Raw genomic sequence first — 20,524 nt, 5'->3', positions numbered from 1 at the left:
TGTTGGCCGCACTGTTCATTCCTTTGATGGCCGCAGGCTTCAGCTCATTGCTGGCATGGCGCGACCCTGTCTACATTGCGGCCGGTTTTTCGGGGATCATCGGCCTAGGTCTTCTTTTGGTTCAGCCCCTGCTCGCGGCCAGAGACCTGCCTGGCCTGACACCAATGACCAGCAGAAACCTGCATCGCTTGTTGGGCGTCACGCTGATCATCGCCATTTTATTGCATGTCGGAGGTTTGTGGATCACCAGCCCGCCTGACGTTGTTGATGCGCTGCTATTTGTATCACCGACACCATTTTCCGCCTGGGGTGTTGTAGCGATGTGGGCCGCCTTTGGCGCCGCTGTGCTGGCCCTTTACCGAACGCGCCTACGCCTTCGGTTTCGCATCTGGCGGCTGGGTCATGCGGGGCTCGCAACTATCACCATTCTAGGCAGCGTGATCCATGCGATGCTGATCGAAGGCACGATGGAAGTCATAAGCAAGACTGCACTCTGTGTGCTGGTTGTTTTGGCGACCGCGCAGGCGCTCGCCAAATTGCGTGTATGGGATGTGAAGCGAAGGGCTTAGACGCCCAGACACCAGCGCATTACCGCCTTTTGCGCATGCAGGCGGTTTTCGGCCTCATCAAAAATGACCGAGTTCGGGCCGTCCATAACCTCGGATGTTGCTTCTTCTTCACGGTGAGCCGGCAGGCAATGCATGAACAGCGCATCAGGTTTCGCATAGGACATCAGTTCGGCATTGACCTGATAAGGGCGAAGCAGGTTATGGCGACGCTCTTTCGCGGACTGAGAATCATGCATGGACACCCAGGTATCCGCAACAATTAGGTCAGCCCCTTCAACTGCTTTATGTGGGTCGCGTTCGACGACGACCTTTGAGCCCCGCTGGCGGGCAAAGCCCATGAACTCTTCCTCGGGGTCGAACTGAGCCGGGCCAGTAAAGGTGAAGTCAAATCCGAACTGTCCGGCAGCATGCAGGAACGAGGCGCAGACATTGTTGCCGTCCCCTGTCCAGACAACCTTTTTGCCTTTGATCGGTCCGCGATGTTCTTCGAAGGTTAGGACATCGGCCATGATCTGGCAGGGATGAGTTCGGTCGGTAAGCCCGTTGATCACCGGCACGTCCGAATACTCGGCCATTTCGGTCAGAATGGTTTCGTCAAAGGTCCGGATCATGATCATATCGACATAGCGCGACAGAACGCGGGCGGTGTCGGCGATGGTTTCGCCATGGCCCAGCTGCATGTCCTTCCCTGACAGAACCATAGTCTGCCCGCCCATCTGGCGGACGCCCACATCAAAGGAAACACGCGTCCGGGTTGATGGTTTTTCAAAGATCAGCGCAACCATGCAGCCCTTGAGGGGCTGTTCATCATCCGGCGCGGCTTTGCGGAGACCCAAACGGGCCTGTTTCATTGCGCTGGCCTGATCGATCATCGCTCTAAGGGATGCGGTATCGGTTTTGTGGATATCAAGGAAATGGTTCATGGCGTATCGCTTTTGGTTGTCGACGGACGGGGGCTCTGCCCCCGAACCCCCGAGGTATTTTTGAACAGAAGAAGGGTCATGCGGTGGCAAGTTGGCCTTCAACCTGTGCGGCAGCCTTGTCGAGGCGGATCAGAGCTTCGGCGATGTCATCCTCGCTGAGGGTCAGGGGCGGCAGCAAGCGGATCACGTTGTCGGCGGCAGGCACAGTAATGACCTGGTTGTCATAACCTGCGTTGACGACGTCGATATTGGTCACCTTGCATTTCAGGCCCAACATCAGGCCGGATCCGCGCACCTCTTCAAAGACATCTGGATGTGCGGCAACCAGACCTTCGAGTTTCTGACGCATCAAGCCCGCTTTTCGGTTAACGCTTTCAAGAAATGCGGGCGTGGCAACCTGATCAATCACGGCGCAGCCAACGGCGCAACCCAGCGGGTTACCTCCGTAGGTGGAGCCATGAGTGCCTGCGGTCATACCGCTGGCAGCCTCTTCTGTGGCTAGCACTGCGCCCAAAGGGAAGCCTCCGCCAATGCCTTTGGCGACCATCATGATATCCGGGGTGATGCCCGCCCATTCATGCGCGAAGAGTTTGCCAGTGCGGCCCACGCCGCATTGCACCTCGTCCAGGATCAGCAACAGACCGTGTTCGTTGCATATTTGACGCAAAGCTTTGAGTTCAGCGTCGGGAACGGGACGGATGCCGCCTTCACCCTGCACTGGCTCAATCATGATCGCCACTGTTTTTTCGGTGATGGCGTTGGTGACGCCGTCGAGATCTCCGAAGGTGAGATGCACAAAGCCTGGCAGAAGGGGGCCGAAGCCCTTGGTCATCTTCTCGGACCCGGCGGCGGCGATACCAGCCGAGGAGCGGCCGTGGAACGAGCCATCAAAGGTGATGATCTCGACCTTCTCGGGCTGGCCTTTGTCATAGAAATATTTGCGGGCCATTTTTACGGCCAGTTCACAGGACTCGGTGCCCGAGTTGGTGAAGAACACCGTGTCGGCGAAGGTATGCTCGACCAGCTTATCGGCCAGCGCCTGCTGCTGCGGAATGTGGTAGAGGTTCGAGACATGCCAGAGCGCATGCGCCTGTTCTGTCAGCGCATTGACTAGCGCCGGATGCGCATGGCCAAGCGCATTTACCGCGATACCGGCGCCGAGGTCCAGAAAACGTCGGCCATCCGCCTCGATCAGCCAGGCGCCTTCGCCTTTCACGAAAGTCAGGGGCGCACGGTTATAGGTCGGCAGAACGGACGGGATCATCGGATCATCCTTTTAAGATAGCTTAAGCCCTGTGAGTGATACACCGGGGCCATGGTCGTCAACTGATTTGGTGGGGTTTGCGGCGCTTTGTACGGCGCAATGAGATCAAACTGAGCGGTTACGCAGAAATGCGTCGGCGTCGGAGGCGCAGGATATGTGCGGTTTTGATCATGCGGGCCGTATAGCGACCCGTAGCGGTTCTGGAAACCCATAATTTGCATCGCGCGAAAAATATTGCTCAGCATCGCTGCGCTTGCAGTTACGTCTTGCCATTCTGGACGCGCTGCCCCACCGGTAGACCATGTTCGAACCCAAGGATCAGAATCCGCCGCTGGCCGCCCTGCTGATTTTCGCCGCCAGTGCCTTTATTGCTGCAACAACCTTGTTGGCCAAGGCGTTGGGAACAGAAACGCTCGGCCCGCCGCTTCACCCAATGCAAATCAGCCATGGGCGATTTCTGTTTGCGTTTGTGGTGATAGTCAGCGCAGTAGGGATTCTGCGGCCGCAGTTGCGGCGCCCCCATTGGGGGCTTCATATTGGTCGAACAAGCTTTGGCTGGCTTGGCATCACGCTGATGTTTGCCTCGGTCGCGTTCATTCCAATCGCAGATGCAACGGCAATTTCCTTCTTGAACCCGGTCTTTGCGATGGTGCTTGCAATTCCTTTGCTGAAAGAGGGTGTTGGGCCATGGCGCTGGCTGGCTGCTGCTGTATCGCTGGCAGGTGCGTTGATCCTGCTCCGCCCAACCCCTGATAGCTTTCAGCCCGCAGCATTGTTAGCCCTGGCGGCTGCCGCCGTAATCGGGATGGAGCTGATTTTCATCAAAAAGCTCTCAGGCAAGGAAATTCCTATCCAAATCCTACTGGTGAACAACTCGATGGGATTGGCCATTGCATCCGTTGCTGTCGTCTTCGTCTGGCAAATGCCCAACCCAGCACAATGGGCTGCGCTAATTGGAATCGGTGTCTTGATGGCCTGTGCCCAGGCCTGTTTCGTGAATGGTATGGCGCGTGCGGATGCCTCATTCGTGGCACCGATCAGCTATGCAACACTGATCTTTGCTGCGATCTATGATTTCGCCGTGTTTCGAGTCGTGCCGGATCCGGTCAGCATCATCGGCTCGTCCATCATCATTGCCGGAGCGTTGATCCTGGTCTGGCGTGAAGCGCGGCAGCGTCAGGCCTTGAGCCGGTAACCCTTGCGCAACATCCACCATGTCATCGTACAGACCAGCAGAGTTGCCAGGCTGCACACAATGGCCCCCAAAACGGGAGAGCTGTCAGACACACCGATCATGCCATATCGCAACCCGTCGATCAGATAGAAAACCGGGTTTACATGGCTGATCGCGTTCAGAACCGGAGGCAGGGCGTCGACGGAATAGAATGTGCCCGACAAAAACGCCAAAGGTGTAACGATGAAATTGGTGATCGCAGCCATCTGATCAAACTTGTTGGCAAAGATACCGGCGAACAGGCCCAACGCGCCCATGAAAGCGCCTCCGAGAAGCACAAAGACCAGTGTGATCAAGGGATTCTGCGGAGCGATAGACAAGAACACCCAAAAGGCCAGGGCCACAACGCAGGCGATCAACGCGCCCCGGGCGATCCCACCTGCCAGATAACCCAGCAAAATCTCAAGCGGTGACAGGGGCGGCATCAACGTATCAACGATATTGCCTTGCACTTTGGCGATCACCATCGAGGACGAGGTATTGGCAAAGGCGTTTTGAATCACCGTCATCATCATGATGCCCGGCGCAAGGAAGGTCAGGAATGGCACACCCATCACATCCGGCCTACTGGGGCCGATAGCGATTGTAAAAATTAGCAGAAACAAACCAGCCGTCACCAAAGGGGCCAGCAGAGTTTGTGTCCAGACCGCCAGAAAGCGCAGAGTTTCGCGTTGCGCCAGCGTATAAAGCCCCATCCAATTCACCGCGCCGAACCGGCGCGTGCCCTGATCCACAAGATTCTGCATGTCTGCCCCATAACTGATTCGAAGACCGCTTGTAACTCGGCCCGCAGTGATTAGAATAGGGCGCTGAAACGAATTCCCAAGGCGGCCCGAATCCGGGGCCGCTTTCCGCTTTTGAAAGGCAAATGATGTCCTGGACTGACGAGCGTGTAGAGCTGCTGAAGAAGATGTGGGGCGAGGGCCAGTCGGCCAGCCAGATCGCAAAAGAACTAGGCGGCGTGACCCGCAACGCCGTGATCGGCAAGGTACACCGTCTGGGCCTATCAAACCGCGCAACTGGTGCGACTCCGGCGAAATCCGAGCCTAAGGAAAAGCCTGCCCCCTCACCAAAGGTCGAGGCCAAGCCCAAAGCTGCACCCAAGACTGAACCCGCTCGCCCCGCGCCAGCGCCTGCGGCCGAGTCAAAACCTGCGGTTCCTGCCCGCCGGCAGATCATCCCGGCCGGTCAGCCGTTGCCGCCGCAGCCTTCAGCCAATGAAATCAGCCCCGAGGCATTGGCCAAGGTCAACGAGGTTGAGAAGAAGGCCAAGAAGCTGACGCTGATGGAACTGACCGAAAAAACCTGCAAATGGCCCGTGGGTGACCCGGCAACCGATGATTTCTGGTTCTGCGGTCTGCCGGTTGAGCCCGGAAAACCCTATTGCGAGGCCCATGTAGGTGTGGCGTTCCAGCCCATGAGCTCACGCCGCGACCGGCGGCGGTAACGGCACATCGGGTGCAATTCAATTGTCTTGGTTTTGCACCTTTCGAACAAACACTGTCTTTGGCAAGCCGTTACCTTGAAAGAGGTTGGCTTGTCCTAAATATTTCAGTCTTCGCCGGGTATTTCGCTTTGAGGCCAGTTTGAAACACAAAGTTTTATTCTTTGCCTATGCCGCAATAATTTTTCTGGCTTACCTACAACCATTCAACAACACGGTGTTCACCCCTTCCGCGTCTGGCAAAGGCCAACCCTTTTGGGTGCAAACTTTATACCTTTCAACTTGGATAGCCCCAATCCTACCTCTGGCAATCGCAGGATTTGTATCAATGGGGGTGCACTACATACCAGCCACTCTTGCCAAGCTTTGTGCTGCAATATCGGCTGTTGCAGGTATCTTTCTGACGCTGGCATCAGGAGTTTTTTCTCTGTTTTCAGAAACCCAGGTAGTTCATGGAATCAGTCTGACGATTGCCGTCTCATCCAGCTTTCTTGTTTGGTCGGGGAGTGACGGAAATCCAAAACCCTCATGGTTAGCCAAAATCGGGGTTTCGATTGGAACAGTGGCAGCACTTTGGTCTCTTGTGACAGTTCCTATGATCCAAGTTCAAGCTCACATCATCGCTAAAGGGTCACCTTTCTGCATTGCGCATCACTCACCGCGATCCAAAGTCGACAAACTTTATGAACTACGCGGGTTTTCTTTTTACACCGAAGCGACGGGCTACAAATCCACTTCCGATTGGTTCTTTCACGGCCTGATGATCGTGGATCATCCAGACGCACAACGCATTTACAACTGGTCCCCACGGCGATGGCGGTTCGATCTGGTTGAGCGCCCAGACGCATTTGTCGCGACTGTAAGGAATGTTTGCATTCCAACCTGAACCCTCATCGCGCCGGATAGGACGCTTCGTCTGACATCGGCACCCAACCCGGCAGATCCTGAGGCGAAACCGAGACGTGCAGTTGCTCGGACCGATCCTGTCCGACCCTGCGATGCTTGCGTAGCAAGAAAATCTTGCCCCACCCCCGCCACGTGCCCACCGAAGGCGCGCTGGCATCTGTCGGGAACCGGTCCCTCCACCCGTCTGGCAAAGGCAGCCCATGTCGCTCGGCCTTATCCAGCATCCAGATCATCGAGATATTGCTAAGCGGTCGGGCCTGTTCGAACCCGTTCAACTGACCACCTACATCTCCATGGCTGCCGCGGAACCAGACCTGTTCAACATGGCCTTTAAAGTCGGGTTTGCACTGCCAGAGAACGGGCTCATAGACTTCACGCGTCTCATCCAGGGCCATGGCGTGATAGCCATGGCGCGTTGCTTGCCCCAGATGATGGTTGTGAAAAGCGTGCCTGTCTTCTGCCCAGCGCCACAACAATGGCAGACGCAGCCCAAGCGCCTTTACGGTATCCCAGACGCCAATCATCTCGATGGCAAGGTCGTCATGGCAGAACTTGCCCCGGAAATCCCGCGCCGCCGCGCCCGAAGGGTTGCACTCATAGTGGCGGTAGGCCTGTTTGATATTGCGCTCGGTTGCGTGCTCGGCCTTAAGCAGGCCGATCATATCGATCACCCCGGCCAGGCTGCGCACGCCATAGGCACCGCGTGAGTAACCCATGAAATAAATACGATCCCCCGGTTTGTACCGCGATGCCAGATATCCATAAGCGCGCCTGATTTGCCGGTTGATCCCACGCCCCATCATCACATCCAGCGAGGATTTCCAGCTGTCCCACTGTACGCCAGCTTCATAGAAAACGGATACTTGGCTGCCCATCTCCTTGCACAGTCGGTAAGTCTGACCCGCGTGGGTTTCGAATCCCGGTTCGAGCGTCGACATGGTCCCGTCCAGAATGATGACATGGCTGATCGGCTCGCGATGCCGCACTTCGGCAGAATGCTCGGACCGCAATGGCCGCCCAAGCCATCCCAGTACCTTTCTGCTTAGCCGCGACCAAACCATATCTCAACCACTCCTGTACTCTGCAAGGTTGCGCGCGCGTCTCAGCATCGCACCTCCTCTGACCCTGGTCGCATGCGCACCAATAGCCTCTGCATCCGCCTCTCACCCCCGCAACACCAACGAGCGTCCAGCTTAAGGCGCGCTGATAAACGCGGCATGGAGATAAACTTAAGGATGGGCATCCTGCCCCTGCCGGACAAGGCACCCAACGAAACCGTGAGCCTCTGCACCATCATCTCGATCCTAGTCAGCCATTTGGGCAGCATCATGGCCAAGTCCGTCACCTGCTTCAGCGTCTTCAATTGAACCATCATATGCCTGAATATATTACGAAAGTTCAAAAGCGGTGCAAATCTCCAGAAACCGTCCGTCGCCGGGTCACGAAACTGACAGCAAAGCTACATCTTGCCCCGCCGCGCGGCCCTGTGACCACACTGTAAGAGTGTGATCGACCCGACCATCCGTTGTCTGTGGCGTGGTTCACGGTCGCGATGAACTTCACCGCTGAGGGGAATTGGCGGCAAAGCCTTCCACTTTCGCAAACCTTTCGCTATTGCAGGCGCTGACCCTCAATTCGATGACGCAGGACGCAGCCCATGGCGATGGAAAAGACATTCAACGCGGCCGAAGCCGAGGCCCGCATCTACGAGGCCTGGGAACAGGCCGGAGCCTTCAAGGCAGGCGCGAACAAAACGCGTGACGAAAGCTTTACCATCATGATCCCGCCGCCCAACGTGACGGGTGCTTTGCATGTGGGCCATGCGTTCAACAACACGCTACAGGACATCCTGATCCGCTGGCACCGCATGCGTGGGTTCGACACGCTGTGGCAACCCGGTCAGGACCATGCGGGCATCGCGACCCAAATGCAGGTCGAGAAGATGCTGGCCAACACCCAGCAGCCCGGTCGGCGAGAGTTGGGTCGCGAGAAGTTCCTTGAGAAAGTCTGGGAGTGGAAGGGCGAATACGGCGGCACGATCATCGAGCAGCTTAAGCGCCTCGGCTCCTCCTGTGACTGGTCGCGCAACGCCTTCACCATGGCAGGTGCATCAGGCGACCCGCGCACGGGGCACGAGAACTCGGCCAATTTCCACGATGCGGTGATCAAGGTTTTCGTCGACATGTACGAAAAGGGCCTGATCTATCGCGGCAAGCGTCTGGTCAACTGGGACCCGCATTTCGAAACTGCGATCTCGGATCTCGAAGTCGAGAATATCGAAGTCGCGGGCCACATGTGGCACTTCAAATACCCGCTGGCGGGTGGTGAAACCTATACCTACGTCGAAAAGGACGAGGACGGGAACATCGTGCTTGAGGAAGAGCGCGACTATATCTCGATCGCCACAACCCGCCCCGAGACCATGCTGGGCGACGGCGCGGTTGCGGTTCACCCCTCGGATGAGCGGTACGCGCCCATCGTTGGCAAGCTCTGCGAAATCCCGGTTGGCCCGAAAGAGCATCGCCGTCAGATTCCAATCATCACCGATGACTATCCCGACCCCGATTTCGGCTCGGGCGCGGTGAAGATCACTGGCGCGCATGACTTCAACGACAACATGGTCGCCAAGCGCGGCGGCATCCCGATGTACCGCCTGATGGACACCAAAGGCGCGATGCGGGCCGATGGTGCGCCGTACGCGAAAGAAGCGGACAAGGCGCAGGAATACGCGCGCGGACGTGAGTTCACCGAGAACGAAATCGACGCGATCAACCTGATCCCCGACCACCTGCGCGGCCTCGACCGGTTCACAGCGCGCGCGAAGGTTGTCGAAGAGATCACCGCCGACGGTCTGGCCGTCATGACCCGCGCGGATGATCCCCGCTTGGGTTCGACCGCCTTGAAACCTGATCATGAAGGTGCAGACAAGCTGGTCCCGCTGGTCGAGAGCAAACCGATCATGCAGCCCTTCGGAGACCGCTCCAAGGTGGTCATCGAGCCGATGTTCACCGACCAGTGGTTCGTTGATGCCGAAAAGGTCGTCGGTCCCGCGCTGGATGCGGTCAAGGACGGCACGGTCAAGATCATCCCCGAGTCGGGCGAGAAGACCTATTACCACTGGCTGGAAAACATCGAGCCCTGGTGCATCTCACGCCAGCTGTGGTGGGGCCATCAGATTCCGGTTTGGTATGGCCTCGATCTTTCGGCTGAGAACTTCAAGGACGATGAAAACGACGGTGACCTTGATCTGGTCGAATTGGGCCGTTTGCTGAACGAAGGCGGCATGTTGCAACGTGGCAATGTCATGGAATGCGCTGCGAGCCTTGAAGCCGTTACAGAGAAATTCCTCGATGACAACGCAAACATCCCCAGCCCGCTGAGCCATGCGACGGTTGTCGAAGTCGCCGACAAGCAGGAAGCGATCCATCAGTTCGCTGAAAGCCTTGCTCAATACGCGGTCGAACAAGATCCGACCAAGCTGGTATACCCGGTTTGGCGCGACCCGGACGTGCTCGACACATGGTTCTCCTCCGGCCTCTGGCCCATCGGTACGCTAGGCTGGCCCGAACAGACCGAGGAACTGGAGCGCTATTTCCCCACGGATGTTCTGGTTACCGGTTTCGACATCCTTTTCTTCTGGGTCGCCCGGATGATGATGATGCAACTGGCCGTGGTCGATCAGATCCCATTCCACACCGTCTACCTGCACCAGCTCGTCCGGGACGAGAAGGGTAAGAAGATGTCAAAGACCACCGGAAACGTTATCGACCCGCTGGAGATCGTGGACGAATTCGGTGCGGATGCGCTGCGCTTTACCAACGCATCGATGGCGGCGATTGGCGGTGTGCTGAAACTGTCCCGCGAGCGCATCACCGGCTACCGGAACTTCGGCACCAAACTGTGGAACGCCGTCCGCTTTGCCGAGATGAACGAGGTCTTCACCGACGCCGTCCCACAACTGGATGTAGCCAACCTAAAACCCAAAGCCGCCGTGAACCGCTGGATCATCGGCGAAACCGCCCGCGTGCGCGAAGAGGTCGATGCTGCGCTGGAAAGCTATCGCTTCAACGATGCCGCCAACGGGCTTTATGCCTTTGTCTGGGGCAAGGTCTGCGACTGGTACGTGGAACTCTCCAAGCCTCTGCTGCAAGGCGATGACGCCGAGGCACAGGCCGAGACCCGCGCCACCATGCGCTGGGTGCTGGATCAGTGCATGGTCCTGCTGCATCCGATCATGCCCTTCATCACCGAAGAGCTGTGGGGCCTGACCGGCGCGCGCGCCAAGATGGTCGTCCACGCCGACTGGCCGACCTATGCGGCCGCCGACCTGATCGACGCCGATGCGGATCGTGAGATGAACTGGGTGATCTCGGTGATCGAAAACACTCGCTCAGCCCGTGCGCAGATGCGCGTCCCAGCCGGCCTCTATGTGCCTATGCTGGTGACGGAAATCGACGACCACGGCCAAGCCGCATGGGACCGCAACCAAGCGCTGATCAAACGCCTCGCGCGGATCGACAGCCTGACCAAGACGGATGAGCTACCCAAAGGCACCATCTCGATCGCCGCCCCCGGCGCGTCCTTCGGCCTGCCGCTGGCCGATATCATCGACATCGGCGCGGAAAAGGAACGGTTGGAAAAGGCCAAGGGCAAGCTGGCCAAAGAACTCGGCGGTTTGCGTGGGCGTTTGAACAACCCCAAATTCGTGGCCTCGGCCCCGGAAGAGGTGGTTGAAGAAGCCAAAGCCAACCTTGCCGCCCGCGAGGAAGAAGAGGCGAAACTGAACGAGGCGCTTGCGCGTCTGGCCGAAATCGCCTGATCTTCATCTTTCCACAATCGCACAACTCAAAAACCCCGTCACACGTTATGGCGGGGTTTTCCTTTTCTCTGACGCTTTTGACCTTGTTCCCTGCAGGCTGCGGTTGTTAGCAAATGCAAGTGGCAACCCCTGAGGACGCAATGACACAGCGCTTTCCCCCGATGCAGACCGTTTCAACCGGGTTGGTGGTTGCAATCGTTGGGTTCTTTAGCTCATTCCCGATTGTCTTGCAGGGGTTGGCCGCCATGGGTGCCTCGCCCGCTCAGGCCGCATCCGGCCTGATGTGCGCGGCCATCGCAATGGGATTGGCCGCCATCATTCTCAGCACAGTCTACAAGCAGCCAATCAGCGTCGCGTGGTCCACGCCGGGGGCTGCGCTGCTGGCTGTTTCGGCCACGCCGGTGGAGGGCTACTCCGGCGCTATCGGAGCGTTCTTATGCGCCGGCGCTCTGACGGTTCTGGCCGGGCTCTGGAAACCGCTGGGACGCCTGGCGGCGGCGATCCCGACTACGCTGGCTCAGGCGATGCTCGCTGGCGTGCTTTTGCCACTTTGTCTGGTGCCTTTCAAAGCAGCGGTAGAGATACCTTGGCAGGCCCTGCCGGTAATCCTGACCTGGTTCATCGCAGGTCGTTTCAATCGACTATTCGCCGTCCCCGCCGCTGTGATCGCGGCGGCCATTGTGGTGACGTTGAATGCCGGGGACGTCCAGTTGCGGCCCGATCAACTGGTAGCCGCCCCGGTCTGGATCATGCCTACGTTTTCAGTCGCGTCCGCAATAGGGATAGGCGTGCCGCTTTTCATCGTGACAATGGCAACGCAGAACATCCCCGGCGTCGCAGTGATGCGCAGCTTTGGCTACAAGCCAGACGCAGGTCGGTTGTTCTCGGCCGTTGGGGGCGCAAGTCTGCTGTCGGCACCTTTTGGCGCACCCGCAACCTGCCTGGCCGCGATCACCGCCGCGATGTGCTCGAACGAAGACAGCCATCCCGACCCTGCTCTGCGCTATTGGTCCGCGATCATGGGCGGCGTGTTCTACTGCCTGTTCGGCGTCTTTGCGGTGGCGATCACCAGTTTCGCCACACATGCAGATCCGTTGCTTATGGGTACTCTGGCCGGTGTAGCTCTGATAGGTGTAATGGCCAACTCAATGCACGCAGCATTGGACGTGCCTGCCGAGCGAGAGGCCGCCATTCTAACCCTGGCTATCACTGCCTCGGGCATCACCGTGTACGGGTTGGGGGCTGCGGTCTGGGGGCTGCTGGCAGGTGGAATCGCGTATCTTGTGTCAATCCGCGTGCGCTAGCGACTTTTACCAGCGCTTTATCGCATGTAGACTGCAAACATGTTTGGATCATTGGCAAAACTGGTAGAACACCAGATCAAGAAGGCGCAGACTGAAGGCCAGATGCAAGACCTGGAAGGCGAAGGGGCGCCTTTGCCAGATCGGTCAGGCGAGGCCCAAGGCGATCCCGCCATTGCAATCGGGCATCGGATCATGGCACAGGCCAGGGTACTGCCAGAAGAGTTCAACATCAAGAAGGAACTGGACGCGGCACGCAAATCCTATGCTGATCTCATGGATCCGTTTGAGCGCAAATCTGCAATGGCAAAAATTGCCGACCTCGAGATGCGTTACCACATGGCACGTGACGCACGACGCGCCTTTATGCGCTAGATTTGGTCAGAAAACGCCCGACTAGATACAGAAATCGAATTTTTTGAAGGGTCTTTTGCGTTGGCAAAATCATACCCGTCCGCATGATGTATAGCGCCGAATTCCAAACCATTCTGTTTGGCACGTGCACAGAAGTCCGCGACGTCATCCACATCGAACACCAATTTGATCGCGACCTGTCCTTCGCGCGCAGATTTTGCCGCAGCGTGCAAGAGAAGGCGCAACCCGGTGTTTGGAGGAACCAACTCCACAATGCGATCCCCAGCGGCTTGTTGAGCCGAGTACCCAAAATACGTTTCATAAAATCGGATCATCTCATCCATGCGTTTGGTATAGATAATGATCCGAGCTATCGTGGCGGTAGTCATTTGAATTCCGGCTTTCGACCCTGCATCTGAGCCATGACAACTTCCATCTGGTCGGGCTTTCCGATCAGGTCCACTTGCTCTGAGGATTCGGCCAACAAAACATCCTGGCGGCCCCGGGTTTCGGCCACCTCGATCAGCCGTTTGGCGGCCCGGATTGCAGAGGGGCTTTGACCAGCGATGTTTTCGGCGATTGCCAGGGCTTCGGTCAGCGGATCATCAGACAGCTTTGTCACTAACCCCCAGTCCGCCGCCTGAGATGCGCCGATGGGACGGGCAGTATAGGTCAACAGCCGCAGAACATCCGAGCGAACCAGTCGAGGCAGCAGAACCATGCCGCCCATGTCCGGTATGATGCCCCATTTCATTTCCATCACCGCCAGTTTGGCCTCAGGATGCGCGATGCGGATATCTGCGCCCAACGCGATCTGCAGCCCGCCACCATAGGCCACGCCCTGAATGGCGCAGATCACTGGAACCGGAACGCGGCGCCAGATCAGGGCAAGCTCCTGCATCTCATTGGCGTCTTCGTGGCTGCGGGTCATCAGCCATTCGGTCGGATCCTTATGCGCCATGCTTGCAAAACTGGCCATGTCGAGCCCGGCGCAGAAACTTTTGCCCTCGCCCGACAGGACAACAGCGCGTGCATCGGATGCGGCGACCTCTTGCCCGGCACCCAACAAGGCCTTGATCATCGCGTCGTCCAGCGCGTTCATTTTGTCGCCCCGCGTCAGGGTGACATGGGCAATGTGATTGCGGTATTCGACGGATACGCGTGCCATGATGGCCTCCCAACTCTGTTTGGCCCAACATGACCCAAAATGGGGGTTCAGTTCCACCGCGACGTCAGGGCAATGCACATGCTTGCCCCAACTGTGCGCATACGTTTATCTGCGCCTATGACTGGACCACGCTATACATCGCTTACCCAAACCCTTCCCGCCACCGTGCCGTTTGTTGGCCCTGAAACGCAGGAACGTCAGCGCGGTGCACCGTTTTCGGCGCGTCTGGGCGCAAATGAGAACGTGTTCGGCCCCTCGCCCCGCGCGATTGAGGCCATGCGTGGGGCAAGTGCCGAGATTTGGATGTATGGCGATCCCGAAAACCACGATCTGCGTAACGCCCTGGCGGATCATCATGGGATCGCCCCCGAGAACATCGTTGTTGGCGAAGGGATCGACGGGTTGCTGGGATACCTGGCGCGGCTGATTGTCGAGCCAGGAGATGCGGTTGTGACCTCGGATGGAGCCTACCCGACCTTTAACTACCATGTCGCGGGTTATGGCGGGGTTTTGCACAAGGTGCCCTATGCCGGGGATCACGAAGACCCACAGGCCCTGTTTGCAAAAGCGGCCGAGGTTGGTGCCAAACTGGTCTATCTGGCCAATCCTGACAACCCAATGGGCAGTTGGCACAGTGGCGCAGATATCGTTGCCGCGATGGACGCTCTTCCCGAGGGATGTTTGCTGGTGTTGGACGAGGCCTATGTGGAATGCGCCCCGGAAGGCACCGCAGCCCCTGTGCGAGCCGATGATCCACGCGTGATCCGAATGCGCACATTTTCAAAGGCCTACGGCATGGCGGGTGCACGGGTTGGGTATGCGATTGGTGCACCCGAGTTGATCCTGTCCTTCAACAAGATACGCAACCACTTTGGAATGAACCTTGCAGCCCAACCGGGGGCGCTGGCGGCGTTGGCAGATCAGGCTTGGCTAGGAATGGTGCAACATCGCGTTGAAACCGCGCGCAGTCGTATTGGCGAGATCGCGCGAGAGAATGGGCTGATCGCTTTGCCTTCGGCCACAAATTTCGTCGCAATTGATTGCGGTGAAGATGGCGAGTTTGCCAGGGCGGTGTTGGCGTCCCTCGTGGCGCAAGGCATCTTTGTTCGTATGCCATTTGTTGCACCGCAGAACCGGTGTATCCGCGTCAGCTGTGGTACCGAAGGTGATCTAACGGCTTTTTCCAGGGCTCTGCCGATCGCGCTGCAGGCTGCACGGTCGAGCGAGGCATCCGGTTGAGGCAGGGGGCTCTGCCCCCGCCGCGCGGCGCGCGCCTCCCCCGGGATACTTATGGCCAGATGAAGCGGATCAGGCCTGGTTCGCCAGGATTGTCGCAGCAGCCTCGAGCGCGCCGTTACCGCGTGGTATGTTCAAGGCCGCCATTGCGGTTTCCACGCCGCCTAGCATCGCCATAACCATCTGGGCGTTTACATAGCCCATATGGCCGAGGCGGAAACAGCCGTCCCAGTCCTCCATCCCCAAGCCGATGCCGAGCGTCAGGCCGAGGTGGTTTTCGGTAAAGTTGCGCAGCGGTGTGCCGCGCCCTTCGGTCAGGCGTAGGGCGGTGACCGCATGGCTGCGATAGGCCGGATCGGCGACATTGAAATGGAGAGCACCGCCCTGCGCCCAGACCTCGCAGGCCGCCCAGATCGCTTTGGCAAGGTGCTGGTGACGGGCCCAGACGTTTTCGACACCCTCTGCATGAATCATGTCGAGCGCTGCGCGTAGACCGTAAAGGTGATGTGTCGGCGCGGTGCCGTCAAAATATTGGTAGAATAATTCAGGGTTGGCGCGCGGCCGCCAGTCCCAATAGAGCGAGACACGTGGCATTGCGGCCCGTTTTGCCTGCGCTTTGCCATTGAAGAAGACAAAGCCCATGCCGGGCGGTGTCATCAGCCCTTTTTGGCAGGCGGTGACTGTCACATCGACGCCCCAGGCGTCCATTTCGAACCGGTCGCACCCGAGTGAGGCAATGCAGTCGGCCATAAGCAGCGCCGGATGGTTCAACTCGTCCAGAAGCGTGCGCAAGGCTGGGATATCATTTCGGATCGAGCTGGATGTATCCACATGGACGGCAAGAACTGCCTTGATCTCATGCGCTTGGTCGGCCCGCAGAACATCCGCAATTTGCTCGAAACTCCACGGAGAAGATGTGCCGAAATCAATCGTTTTGACCTTGGCGCCAATCCCTGCGGCCATCTCGGCCCAGCCATAGGTGAACCTACCAGAGGCCGGAGCCAGAACGGTTTCGCCGGGCGCGATCACGTTCGACAGCGCGGCCTCCCACGTGCCGTGGCCGTTGGCGATATAGATGGCGACGTTGTGTTCGGTGCAGGCGACGCGCTTTAGATCGCGCGTAAGGGCCGGCATCATCTCGATCAGCGCGCCGTCATAAATATTGGGTGACGGGCGGTGCATGGCCTGTAGCACCGCGTCGGGCATAACAGAAGGGCCGGGAATTGCCAGATACTCGCGCCCATGCGAGAGGGAGGGTCGGTTTGTCATGAGGGCAACCTGTTTGAATTGAGGCCTACCCTAGCGTTTCGCCCTGCGACGTCAATCCATCAGACCAGCGGCCTCGCGCGCAAGGGATTCGATCCCGGACCAATCGCCGTTTTGGACCATCTGCTGGGGCACAACCCAGCTGCCGCCTGCGCAGATCACGTTGGAGAGAGACAGATAATCACGCGCGTTTGAGGGCGAGACACCGCCCGTGGGGCAAAAACTGATTTGCGGCAGTGGCGCGCCGATAGCTTTCAGCGCAGGGGCACCGCCCGAGGCTTCGGCGGGGAAGAATTTCAACATGTCATAGCCCTTTTCCAGCAAGGCCATGGCCTCACTCGCGGTGGCAGCGCCAGGCAGAAGGGGCAGGCCTTCGGCTTCGCAGGCGGCGATGAGGGCGTCGGTCGCGCCGGGCGAGACGCCGAACTGCGCACCCGCCTCTTTGGCGGCGCGGACGTCTTCGGGGGTGACCAGCGTGCCTGCGCCCACGACGCCTCCGGGCACAGCGGCCATGGCACGGATCACGTCCAGCGCGGCAGGGGTGCGCAGGGTGACCTCAAGCGCAGGAAGCCCACCTGCGACCAGCGCCTCGGCCAAGGGGCGGGCGTGGGCGGCGTCATCCACGACCAACACTGGTACGATTGGAGCCAGCGCGCAGATCTCGCGGGTGCGTTGGGTTTTAGACATAGGTTAAACTCCAAAAATGCTGGCACCCGTGTCGGCGGAGCCGACATTCTGGCGGAACGCGCCGAAGAGGTCGCGGCCGACGCCGTGCTGGTTGGCAGACAGATCAGCAGTGGCTGGGGTACGGTCGAGGACGCCGGGGTTGAGGATCTCAAGCTCACCCTTGACTGCATCGACGCGCAGCAGATCACCGTCTTGCAGATAGCCGATGGCACCACCGTCCAGCGCCTCAGGGCAGACATGGATGGCGGCGGGAACCTTGCCCGACGCCCCAGACATGCGGCCATCGGTGACCAGAGCGACCTTTTGGCCTCTGCCCTGAAGGATCGACAGTATCGGCGTCAGCGAGTGCAGCTCGGGCATACCATTGGCCTTCGGGCCCTGGAATCGAACAACGACGATGACGTCATCAGTGAACTCTCCGGCCTTGAAGGCGGCTTTGACGTCGTTTTGGTCGTGAAACACACGGACGGGCGCTTCGACCACTTGGTGTTCGGGTGCCACGGCTGAGACCTTCATGACGCCGGTGCCCAGATTTCCGGTCAGGCGCGACAGGCCACCGGTGGACTGGAACGGGTCCTTTGCCGGGCGCACGATCTTTTCATTCAGGCTGTGGCCCGCGCCGTCCTCCCAGACCAACTCGCCGTCTTTCAGCTTTGGTTCCTTGGTGTAGTTGTGAAGGCCCTGCCCCGCGACGGTCAGTGTGTCAGGGTGCAGCAGCCCATCGTCCAGTAGCGTACTGATCGTAAAGCCCAAGCCCCCCGCGGCGTGGAAGTGGTTCACATCGGCCAGACCGTTGGGATAGACCCGCGCGACCAGTGGGACCACTGCGGAGATGTCGGAAAAATCCTCCCAATCCAGCACGATACCACCCGCGCGCGCCATGGCGATCAGGTGGATCAGCAGGTTGGTCGAACCTCCCGTGGCCATCAAGCCAACGATACCATTGACGAAGGCGCGTTCATCGAGGATCTGGCAGACCGGTGTGTAGTGATTGCCCAACGCGCTGAGAGACAGGGCGCGGCGCGCGCCTTCCTCGGTCAGAGCATCGCGCAGAGGCGTGTTGGGGTTGACGAAGCTGGAGCCCGGCAGGTGCAGGCCCATGAACTCCATCAGCATCTGGTTGGTGTTGGCGGTGCCATAAAAAGTGCAGGTGCCGGGGCCATGGTAAGCTGCCATTTCAGCCTTCATCAGGGCGTCGCGACCAACCTCTCCGGCAGCGAATTGCTGGCGCACCTTTGCTTTTTCGTCGTTGGGCAGACCGCTGGTCATCGGACCAGCCGGTAGGAAGACGGCCGGCAGATGGCCAAAGGCCTGCGCGCCGATGATCAGGCCGGGCACGATCTTGTCGCAGACGCCCAGAAACACAGCCGCGTCATAGGTGTTGTGGCTGAGGGAAACTCCTGTCGCCAGCGCGATCACATCGCGCGAGAACAGGGATAGCTCCATCCCCGCCTCGCCTTGGGTCACGCCGTCGCACATGGCGGGAACCCCGCCTGCGACCTGCGCTGTGCCACCTGCTGTTCGGATCGCCTGACGGATCAGTTCGGGATAACGCTCAAACGGCTGGTGAGCCGAGAGCATGTCGTTATAGGCGGTGACGATACCAAGGTTCCCAGCCGTACCGGTCGCCATCGAGTTCTGATCCTCACCGGCACCGGCATAAGCATGCGCCTGACCACTGCAGGACAGATGCGCACGGGCGGGGCCTTTGGATTTGGCCTGTTCCATCCGCTCAAGATGCGGGCCGCGCAAGTCGGTGCTGCGGTCGATGATACGTTTGGTGACGTCGGAAATAACTCTATTGACCATGATTACCCTCCGATCTGACGCCAGCGGCGTCCATCGCGATGCATCAGCATCAATGCTTCTTCGGGCCCTGAACTGCCCTGATCGTATTTTGCAGGCTTGTCGCCACGCTCTTCCCAGCCGTGAATGATGGGATCGACCCAGGCCCAGGCAGCCTCGGCTTCGTCCCCGCGCATGAACAAGGTCTGATCGCCGCGGATCACGTCCATAATCAGGCGTTCATAAGCGTCAGGGGATTGACCATCATCGCCCAAGGCGTCGGCAAAGCTCATATCCAGCGCCACGTCGGACAGGCGGAACCCGCCCTGCCCCGGTTCCTTGATCGTGGTGCGCAAAGTGATGCCCTCATCCGGTTGCAGGCGGATCACCAGCACGTTGCCGTGCAAAGGGCCAACATTCGGGAAAATCGTATGGGGCGGGTCGCGGAAGAAAACGGCGATCTCAGATTCACGGGCCCTCAGGCGCTTGCCGGTGCGCAGGTAAAACGGCACCCCGGCCCAGCGCCAATTGCCGATATGCGCCTTGAGCGCGATATAGCTTTCGGTGCGGCTAGCCGGGTCACCAACATGATCCAGATAGCCATCGCTGCTCTTGCCCGTGCGATACTGACCGCGCGCGATATCCTTGGGCTCAACGGGTTCCAGTGCTTCGATCACTTTGACCTTTTCATCGCGCACCGCGTTAGGCGCGAATTTCGAAGGCGGCTCCATCGCGGTCAGGCAGAGCAATTGCACCAGGTGGTTCTGGATCATATCCCGCATCGCGCCGGATTGGTCGTAGTAAGCACCACGTCCTTCGACCCCGACGGTCTCGGCCACGGTGATCTGCACGTGATCAACATGGGTCGCGTTCCACAGCGGCTCGAACAAGGAATTGGCAAAGCGCAGCGCCATCAGGTTCTGCACGGTTTCCTTGCCCAGATAGTGGTCGATCCGGTAGATTTGATGCTCTTCGAAACAGGCGCGCAACCCTTCGTTCAACGCCTTGGCCGAGACCAGATCATGGCCAAAGGGTTTTTCTACCACGATCCTGCTGTCGGGCGTGGCCAAACCATGATCGTGCAGCCGTTGCGCGATGCCCGAAAACAGGCTGGGGCCCACGGACAGATAGAAAGCGCGCACCACATCAGGTCGAAGCGATTTCGCCAGATCAGGCCATCCTGAATCGCCCAGTGCATCCACTGGGACATAGTCGACGCGTGACAGGAACCGGTCCAAAATGCCCTTATCATATTTCGGGGCAAACTCATCCATCGACGCGCGCAGTTGTTTGCGAAACCCTTCACTGTCCATGTCCGAACGCGCCGTACCAATAATACGCGCATCTTCGGGCATCTGACCAACCTCAAAACGGTGATACAGTCCGGGTAGGATCTTGCGCTGCGCCAGATCGCCCGTCGCGCCAAAAAGCACGAGGTCAAACGGGTCTACAGGAATTACACGTGAGACCATGGTTTGGTTCCTTTTGCATCCACCTGTGCCAGCCTATCATGCCCCATGATTTGAGAAGGTGACACTGGCGTGATAAAAATGTTATCGCTAACATTT

The 20,524-nt window shown here is 58.8% G+C and carries 19 protein-coding genes; 9 read left to right on the top strand and 10 right to left on the bottom strand.

The genetic code is table 11. The annotated features are described in order from the left end of the window. Window positions 1-26: 26 nt before the first annotated feature. Complete coding sequence (locus tag ACR0KG_RS05470; RefSeq protein WP_480827331.1) at window positions 27-569, top strand: ferric reductase-like transmembrane domain-containing protein; 543 nt, start codon at window positions 27-29, stop codon at window positions 567-569. On the opposite strand, the gene argF is transcribed toward ACR0KG_RS05470, so the two are convergent. Both argF and ACR0KG_RS05460 read right to left on the bottom strand, forming a co-directional pair. Beyond that, a complete protein-coding gene (gene argF / locus ACR0KG_RS05465) occupies window positions 566-1,492 on the bottom strand; it encodes an ornithine carbamoyltransferase (protein WP_480826704.1) in 927 nt (308 codons plus the stop codon). The two genes, ACR0KG_RS05470 and argF, sit on opposite strands and share 4 nt — an antisense overlap. Before the next feature lie 76 nt (window positions 1,493-1,568). Next, window positions 1,569-2,756 carry an acetylornithine transaminase gene (locus tag ACR0KG_RS05460; protein WP_480826702.1) on the bottom strand — a complete coding sequence of 396 codons (1,188 nt, stop codon included), beginning with the start codon at window positions 2,754-2,756 and terminating at the stop codon, window positions 1,569-1,571. Between the two features lie 301 nt (window positions 2,757-3,057). Between ACR0KG_RS05460 and ACR0KG_RS05455 the strand changes: the two genes are divergently transcribed. Further along, window positions 3,058-3,951 (top strand): DMT family transporter, encoded by an 894-nt coding sequence (locus ACR0KG_RS05455; protein WP_480826701.1) that lies wholly within the window; start codon window positions 3,058-3,060, stop codon window positions 3,949-3,951. On the opposite strand, the gene ACR0KG_RS05450 is transcribed toward ACR0KG_RS05455, so the two are convergent. After that, window positions 3,933-4,736 carry an ABC transporter permease gene (locus ACR0KG_RS05450; RefSeq protein WP_480826700.1) on the bottom strand — a complete coding sequence of 268 codons (804 nt, stop codon included), beginning with the start codon at window positions 4,734-4,736 and terminating at the stop codon, window positions 3,933-3,935. The two genes, ACR0KG_RS05455 and ACR0KG_RS05450, sit on opposite strands and share 19 nt — an antisense overlap. 125 nt (window positions 4,737-4,861) lie before the next feature. Between ACR0KG_RS05450 and ACR0KG_RS05445 the strand changes: the two genes are divergently transcribed. Further along, window positions 4,862-5,437, top strand: a complete 576-nt coding sequence (locus ACR0KG_RS05445) for a GcrA family cell cycle regulator (protein WP_170531686.1) — start codon at window positions 4,862-4,864, stop codon at window positions 5,435-5,437. Between the two features lie 139 nt (window positions 5,438-5,576). Next, complete coding sequence (locus ACR0KG_RS05440; RefSeq protein ID WP_480826699.1) at window positions 5,577-6,320, top strand: hypothetical protein; 744 nt, start codon at window positions 5,577-5,579, stop codon at window positions 6,318-6,320. 4 nt (window positions 6,321-6,324) lie between these two features. Here the strand turns inward: ACR0KG_RS05440 and ACR0KG_RS05435 are convergent, their stop codons facing one another. After that, window positions 6,325-7,401 (bottom strand): DUF2235 domain-containing protein, encoded by a 1,077-nt coding sequence (locus tag ACR0KG_RS05435; RefSeq protein WP_480826698.1) that lies wholly within the window; start codon window positions 7,399-7,401, stop codon window positions 6,325-6,327. Between the two features lie 156 nt (window positions 7,402-7,557). On the opposite strand from ACR0KG_RS05435, the gene ACR0KG_RS05430 reads away from it, so the two are divergent. From ACR0KG_RS05430 to ACR0KG_RS05415, 4 genes are all read left to right on the top strand, one after another. After that, window positions 7,558-7,707: a hypothetical protein gene (locus ACR0KG_RS05430; protein ID WP_480542120.1), complete on the top strand. Its 150-nt coding sequence runs from the start codon at window positions 7,558-7,560 to the stop codon at window positions 7,705-7,707. A 290-nt stretch (window positions 7,708-7,997) separates the two neighbouring features. Beyond that, entirely contained in the window at window positions 7,998-11,159 is a 3,162-nt protein-coding gene (locus ACR0KG_RS05425; protein ID WP_480826697.1) for a valine--tRNA ligase, read from the top strand. Between the two features lie 140 nt (window positions 11,160-11,299). Continuing rightward, window positions 11,300-12,463: a benzoate/H(+) symporter BenE family transporter gene (locus ACR0KG_RS05420; protein WP_480826696.1), complete on the top strand. Its 1,164-nt coding sequence runs from the start codon at window positions 11,300-11,302 to the stop codon at window positions 12,461-12,463. 39 nt (window positions 12,464-12,502) lie between these two features. After that, window positions 12,503-12,835, top strand: coding sequence for a DnaJ family domain-containing protein (locus ACR0KG_RS05415; RefSeq protein WP_480542114.1), 333 nt, complete (start codon window positions 12,503-12,505; stop codon window positions 12,833-12,835). Here the strand turns inward: ACR0KG_RS05415 and ACR0KG_RS05410 are convergent. Beyond that, window positions 12,832-13,203 (bottom strand): VOC family protein, encoded by a 372-nt coding sequence (locus ACR0KG_RS05410; RefSeq protein WP_480826695.1) that lies wholly within the window; start codon window positions 13,201-13,203, stop codon window positions 12,832-12,834. The genes ACR0KG_RS05415 and ACR0KG_RS05410 overlap by 4 nt on opposite strands. Then, window positions 13,200-13,982, bottom strand: a complete 783-nt coding sequence (locus ACR0KG_RS05405) for a crotonase/enoyl-CoA hydratase family protein (protein WP_480542110.1) — start codon at window positions 13,980-13,982, stop codon at window positions 13,200-13,202. Before ACR0KG_RS05405 ends, ACR0KG_RS05410 begins: the two co-directional genes overlap by 4 nt. A 117-nt stretch (window positions 13,983-14,099) precedes the next feature. Between ACR0KG_RS05405 and ACR0KG_RS05400 the strand changes: the two genes are divergently transcribed. Continuing rightward, entirely contained in the window at window positions 14,100-15,221 is a 1,122-nt protein-coding gene (locus tag ACR0KG_RS05400) for a pyridoxal phosphate-dependent aminotransferase (RefSeq protein ID WP_480826694.1), read from the top strand. A 69-nt stretch (window positions 15,222-15,290) separates the two neighbouring features. Here the strand turns inward: ACR0KG_RS05400 and ACR0KG_RS05395 are convergent, their stop codons facing one another. Genes ACR0KG_RS05395 through zwf form a run of 4 tightly spaced genes read right to left on the bottom strand, consistent with a single transcriptional unit; the run spans window position 15,291 to window position 20,428 of the window. Further along, window positions 15,291-16,487 (bottom strand): pyridoxal-phosphate-dependent aminotransferase family protein, encoded by a 1,197-nt coding sequence (locus ACR0KG_RS05395; protein WP_480826693.1) that lies wholly within the window; start codon window positions 16,485-16,487, stop codon window positions 15,291-15,293. A 51-nt stretch (window positions 16,488-16,538) separates the two neighbouring features. After that, window positions 16,539-17,171, bottom strand: coding sequence for a bifunctional 4-hydroxy-2-oxoglutarate aldolase/2-dehydro-3-deoxy-phosphogluconate aldolase (locus tag ACR0KG_RS05390; RefSeq protein WP_480826692.1), 633 nt, complete (start codon window positions 17,169-17,171; stop codon window positions 16,539-16,541). A 3-nt stretch (window positions 17,172-17,174) separates the two neighbouring features. After that, entirely contained in the window at window positions 17,175-18,980 is a 1,806-nt protein-coding gene (edd, locus tag ACR0KG_RS05385) for a phosphogluconate dehydratase (RefSeq protein ID WP_480826691.1), read from the bottom strand. Window positions 18,981-18,982: 2 nt separating this feature from the next. Then, window positions 18,983-20,428, bottom strand: a complete 1,446-nt coding sequence (gene zwf, locus ACR0KG_RS05380; protein WP_480826690.1) for a glucose-6-phosphate dehydrogenase — start codon at window positions 20,426-20,428, stop codon at window positions 18,983-18,985. Window positions 20,429-20,524 lie beyond the last annotated feature (96 nt).

The organism is Ruegeria sp. H4, from assembly GCF_056533065.1.
The sequence above is the reverse complement of the archived record's forward strand: the minus strand, read 5'-3'. Positions and strand labels throughout refer to the sequence as shown.

Bases quoted from the DNA above. Each gene is read 5' to 3' on its own strand.
- ACR0KG_RS05410 (WP_480826695.1), bottom strand. From the start codon at position 13,203: ATGACTACCGCCACGATAGCTCGGATCATTATCTATACCAAACGCATG.
- ACR0KG_RS05425 (WP_480826697.1), top strand. From the start codon at position 7,998: ATGGCGATGGAAAAGACATTCAACGCGGCCGAAGCCGAGGCCCGCATC.
- ACR0KG_RS05430 (WP_480542120.1), top strand. From the start codon at position 7,558: ATGGAGATAAACTTAAGGATGGGCATCCTGCCCCTGCCGGACAAGGCA.
- ACR0KG_RS05435 (WP_480826698.1), bottom strand. From the start codon at position 7,401: ATGGTTTGGTCGCGGCTAAGCAGAAAGGTACTGGGATGGCTTGGGCGG.
- ACR0KG_RS05460 (WP_480826702.1), bottom strand. From the start codon at position 2,756: ATGATCCCGTCCGTTCTGCCGACCTATAACCGTGCGCCCCTGACTTTC.
- zwf (WP_480826690.1), bottom strand. From the start codon at position 20,428: ATGGTCTCACGTGTAATTCCTGTAGACCCGTTTGACCTCGTGCTTTTT.
- ACR0KG_RS05450 (WP_480826700.1), bottom strand. From the start codon at position 4,736: ATGCAGAATCTTGTGGATCAGGGCACGCGCCGGTTCGGCGCGGTGAAT.
- ACR0KG_RS05470 (WP_480827331.1), top strand. From the start codon at position 27: ATGGCCGCAGGCTTCAGCTCATTGCTGGCATGGCGCGACCCTGTCTAC.
- ACR0KG_RS05395 (WP_480826693.1), bottom strand. From the start codon at position 16,487: ATGACAAACCGACCCTCCCTCTCGCATGGGCGCGAGTATCTGGCAATT.
- edd (WP_480826691.1), bottom strand. From the start codon at position 18,980: ATGGTCAATAGAGTTATTTCCGACGTCACCAAACGTATCATCGACCGC.
- ACR0KG_RS05415 (WP_480542114.1), top strand. From the start codon at position 12,503: ATGTTTGGATCATTGGCAAAACTGGTAGAACACCAGATCAAGAAGGCG.
- ACR0KG_RS05390 (WP_480826692.1), bottom strand. From the start codon at position 17,171: ATGTCTAAAACCCAACGCACCCGCGAGATCTGCGCGCTGGCTCCAATC.
- ACR0KG_RS05400 (WP_480826694.1), top strand. From the start codon at position 14,100: ATGACTGGACCACGCTATACATCGCTTACCCAAACCCTTCCCGCCACC.
- ACR0KG_RS05405 (WP_480542110.1), bottom strand. From the start codon at position 13,982: ATGGCACGCGTATCCGTCGAATACCGCAATCACATTGCCCATGTCACC.
- ACR0KG_RS05420 (WP_480826696.1), top strand. From the start codon at position 11,300: ATGACACAGCGCTTTCCCCCGATGCAGACCGTTTCAACCGGGTTGGTG.
- ACR0KG_RS05445 (WP_170531686.1), top strand. From the start codon at position 4,862: ATGTCCTGGACTGACGAGCGTGTAGAGCTGCTGAAGAAGATGTGGGGC.
- argF (WP_480826704.1), bottom strand. From the start codon at position 1,492: ATGAACCATTTCCTTGATATCCACAAAACCGATACCGCATCCCTTAGA.
- ACR0KG_RS05455 (WP_480826701.1), top strand. From the start codon at position 3,058: ATGTTCGAACCCAAGGATCAGAATCCGCCGCTGGCCGCCCTGCTGATT.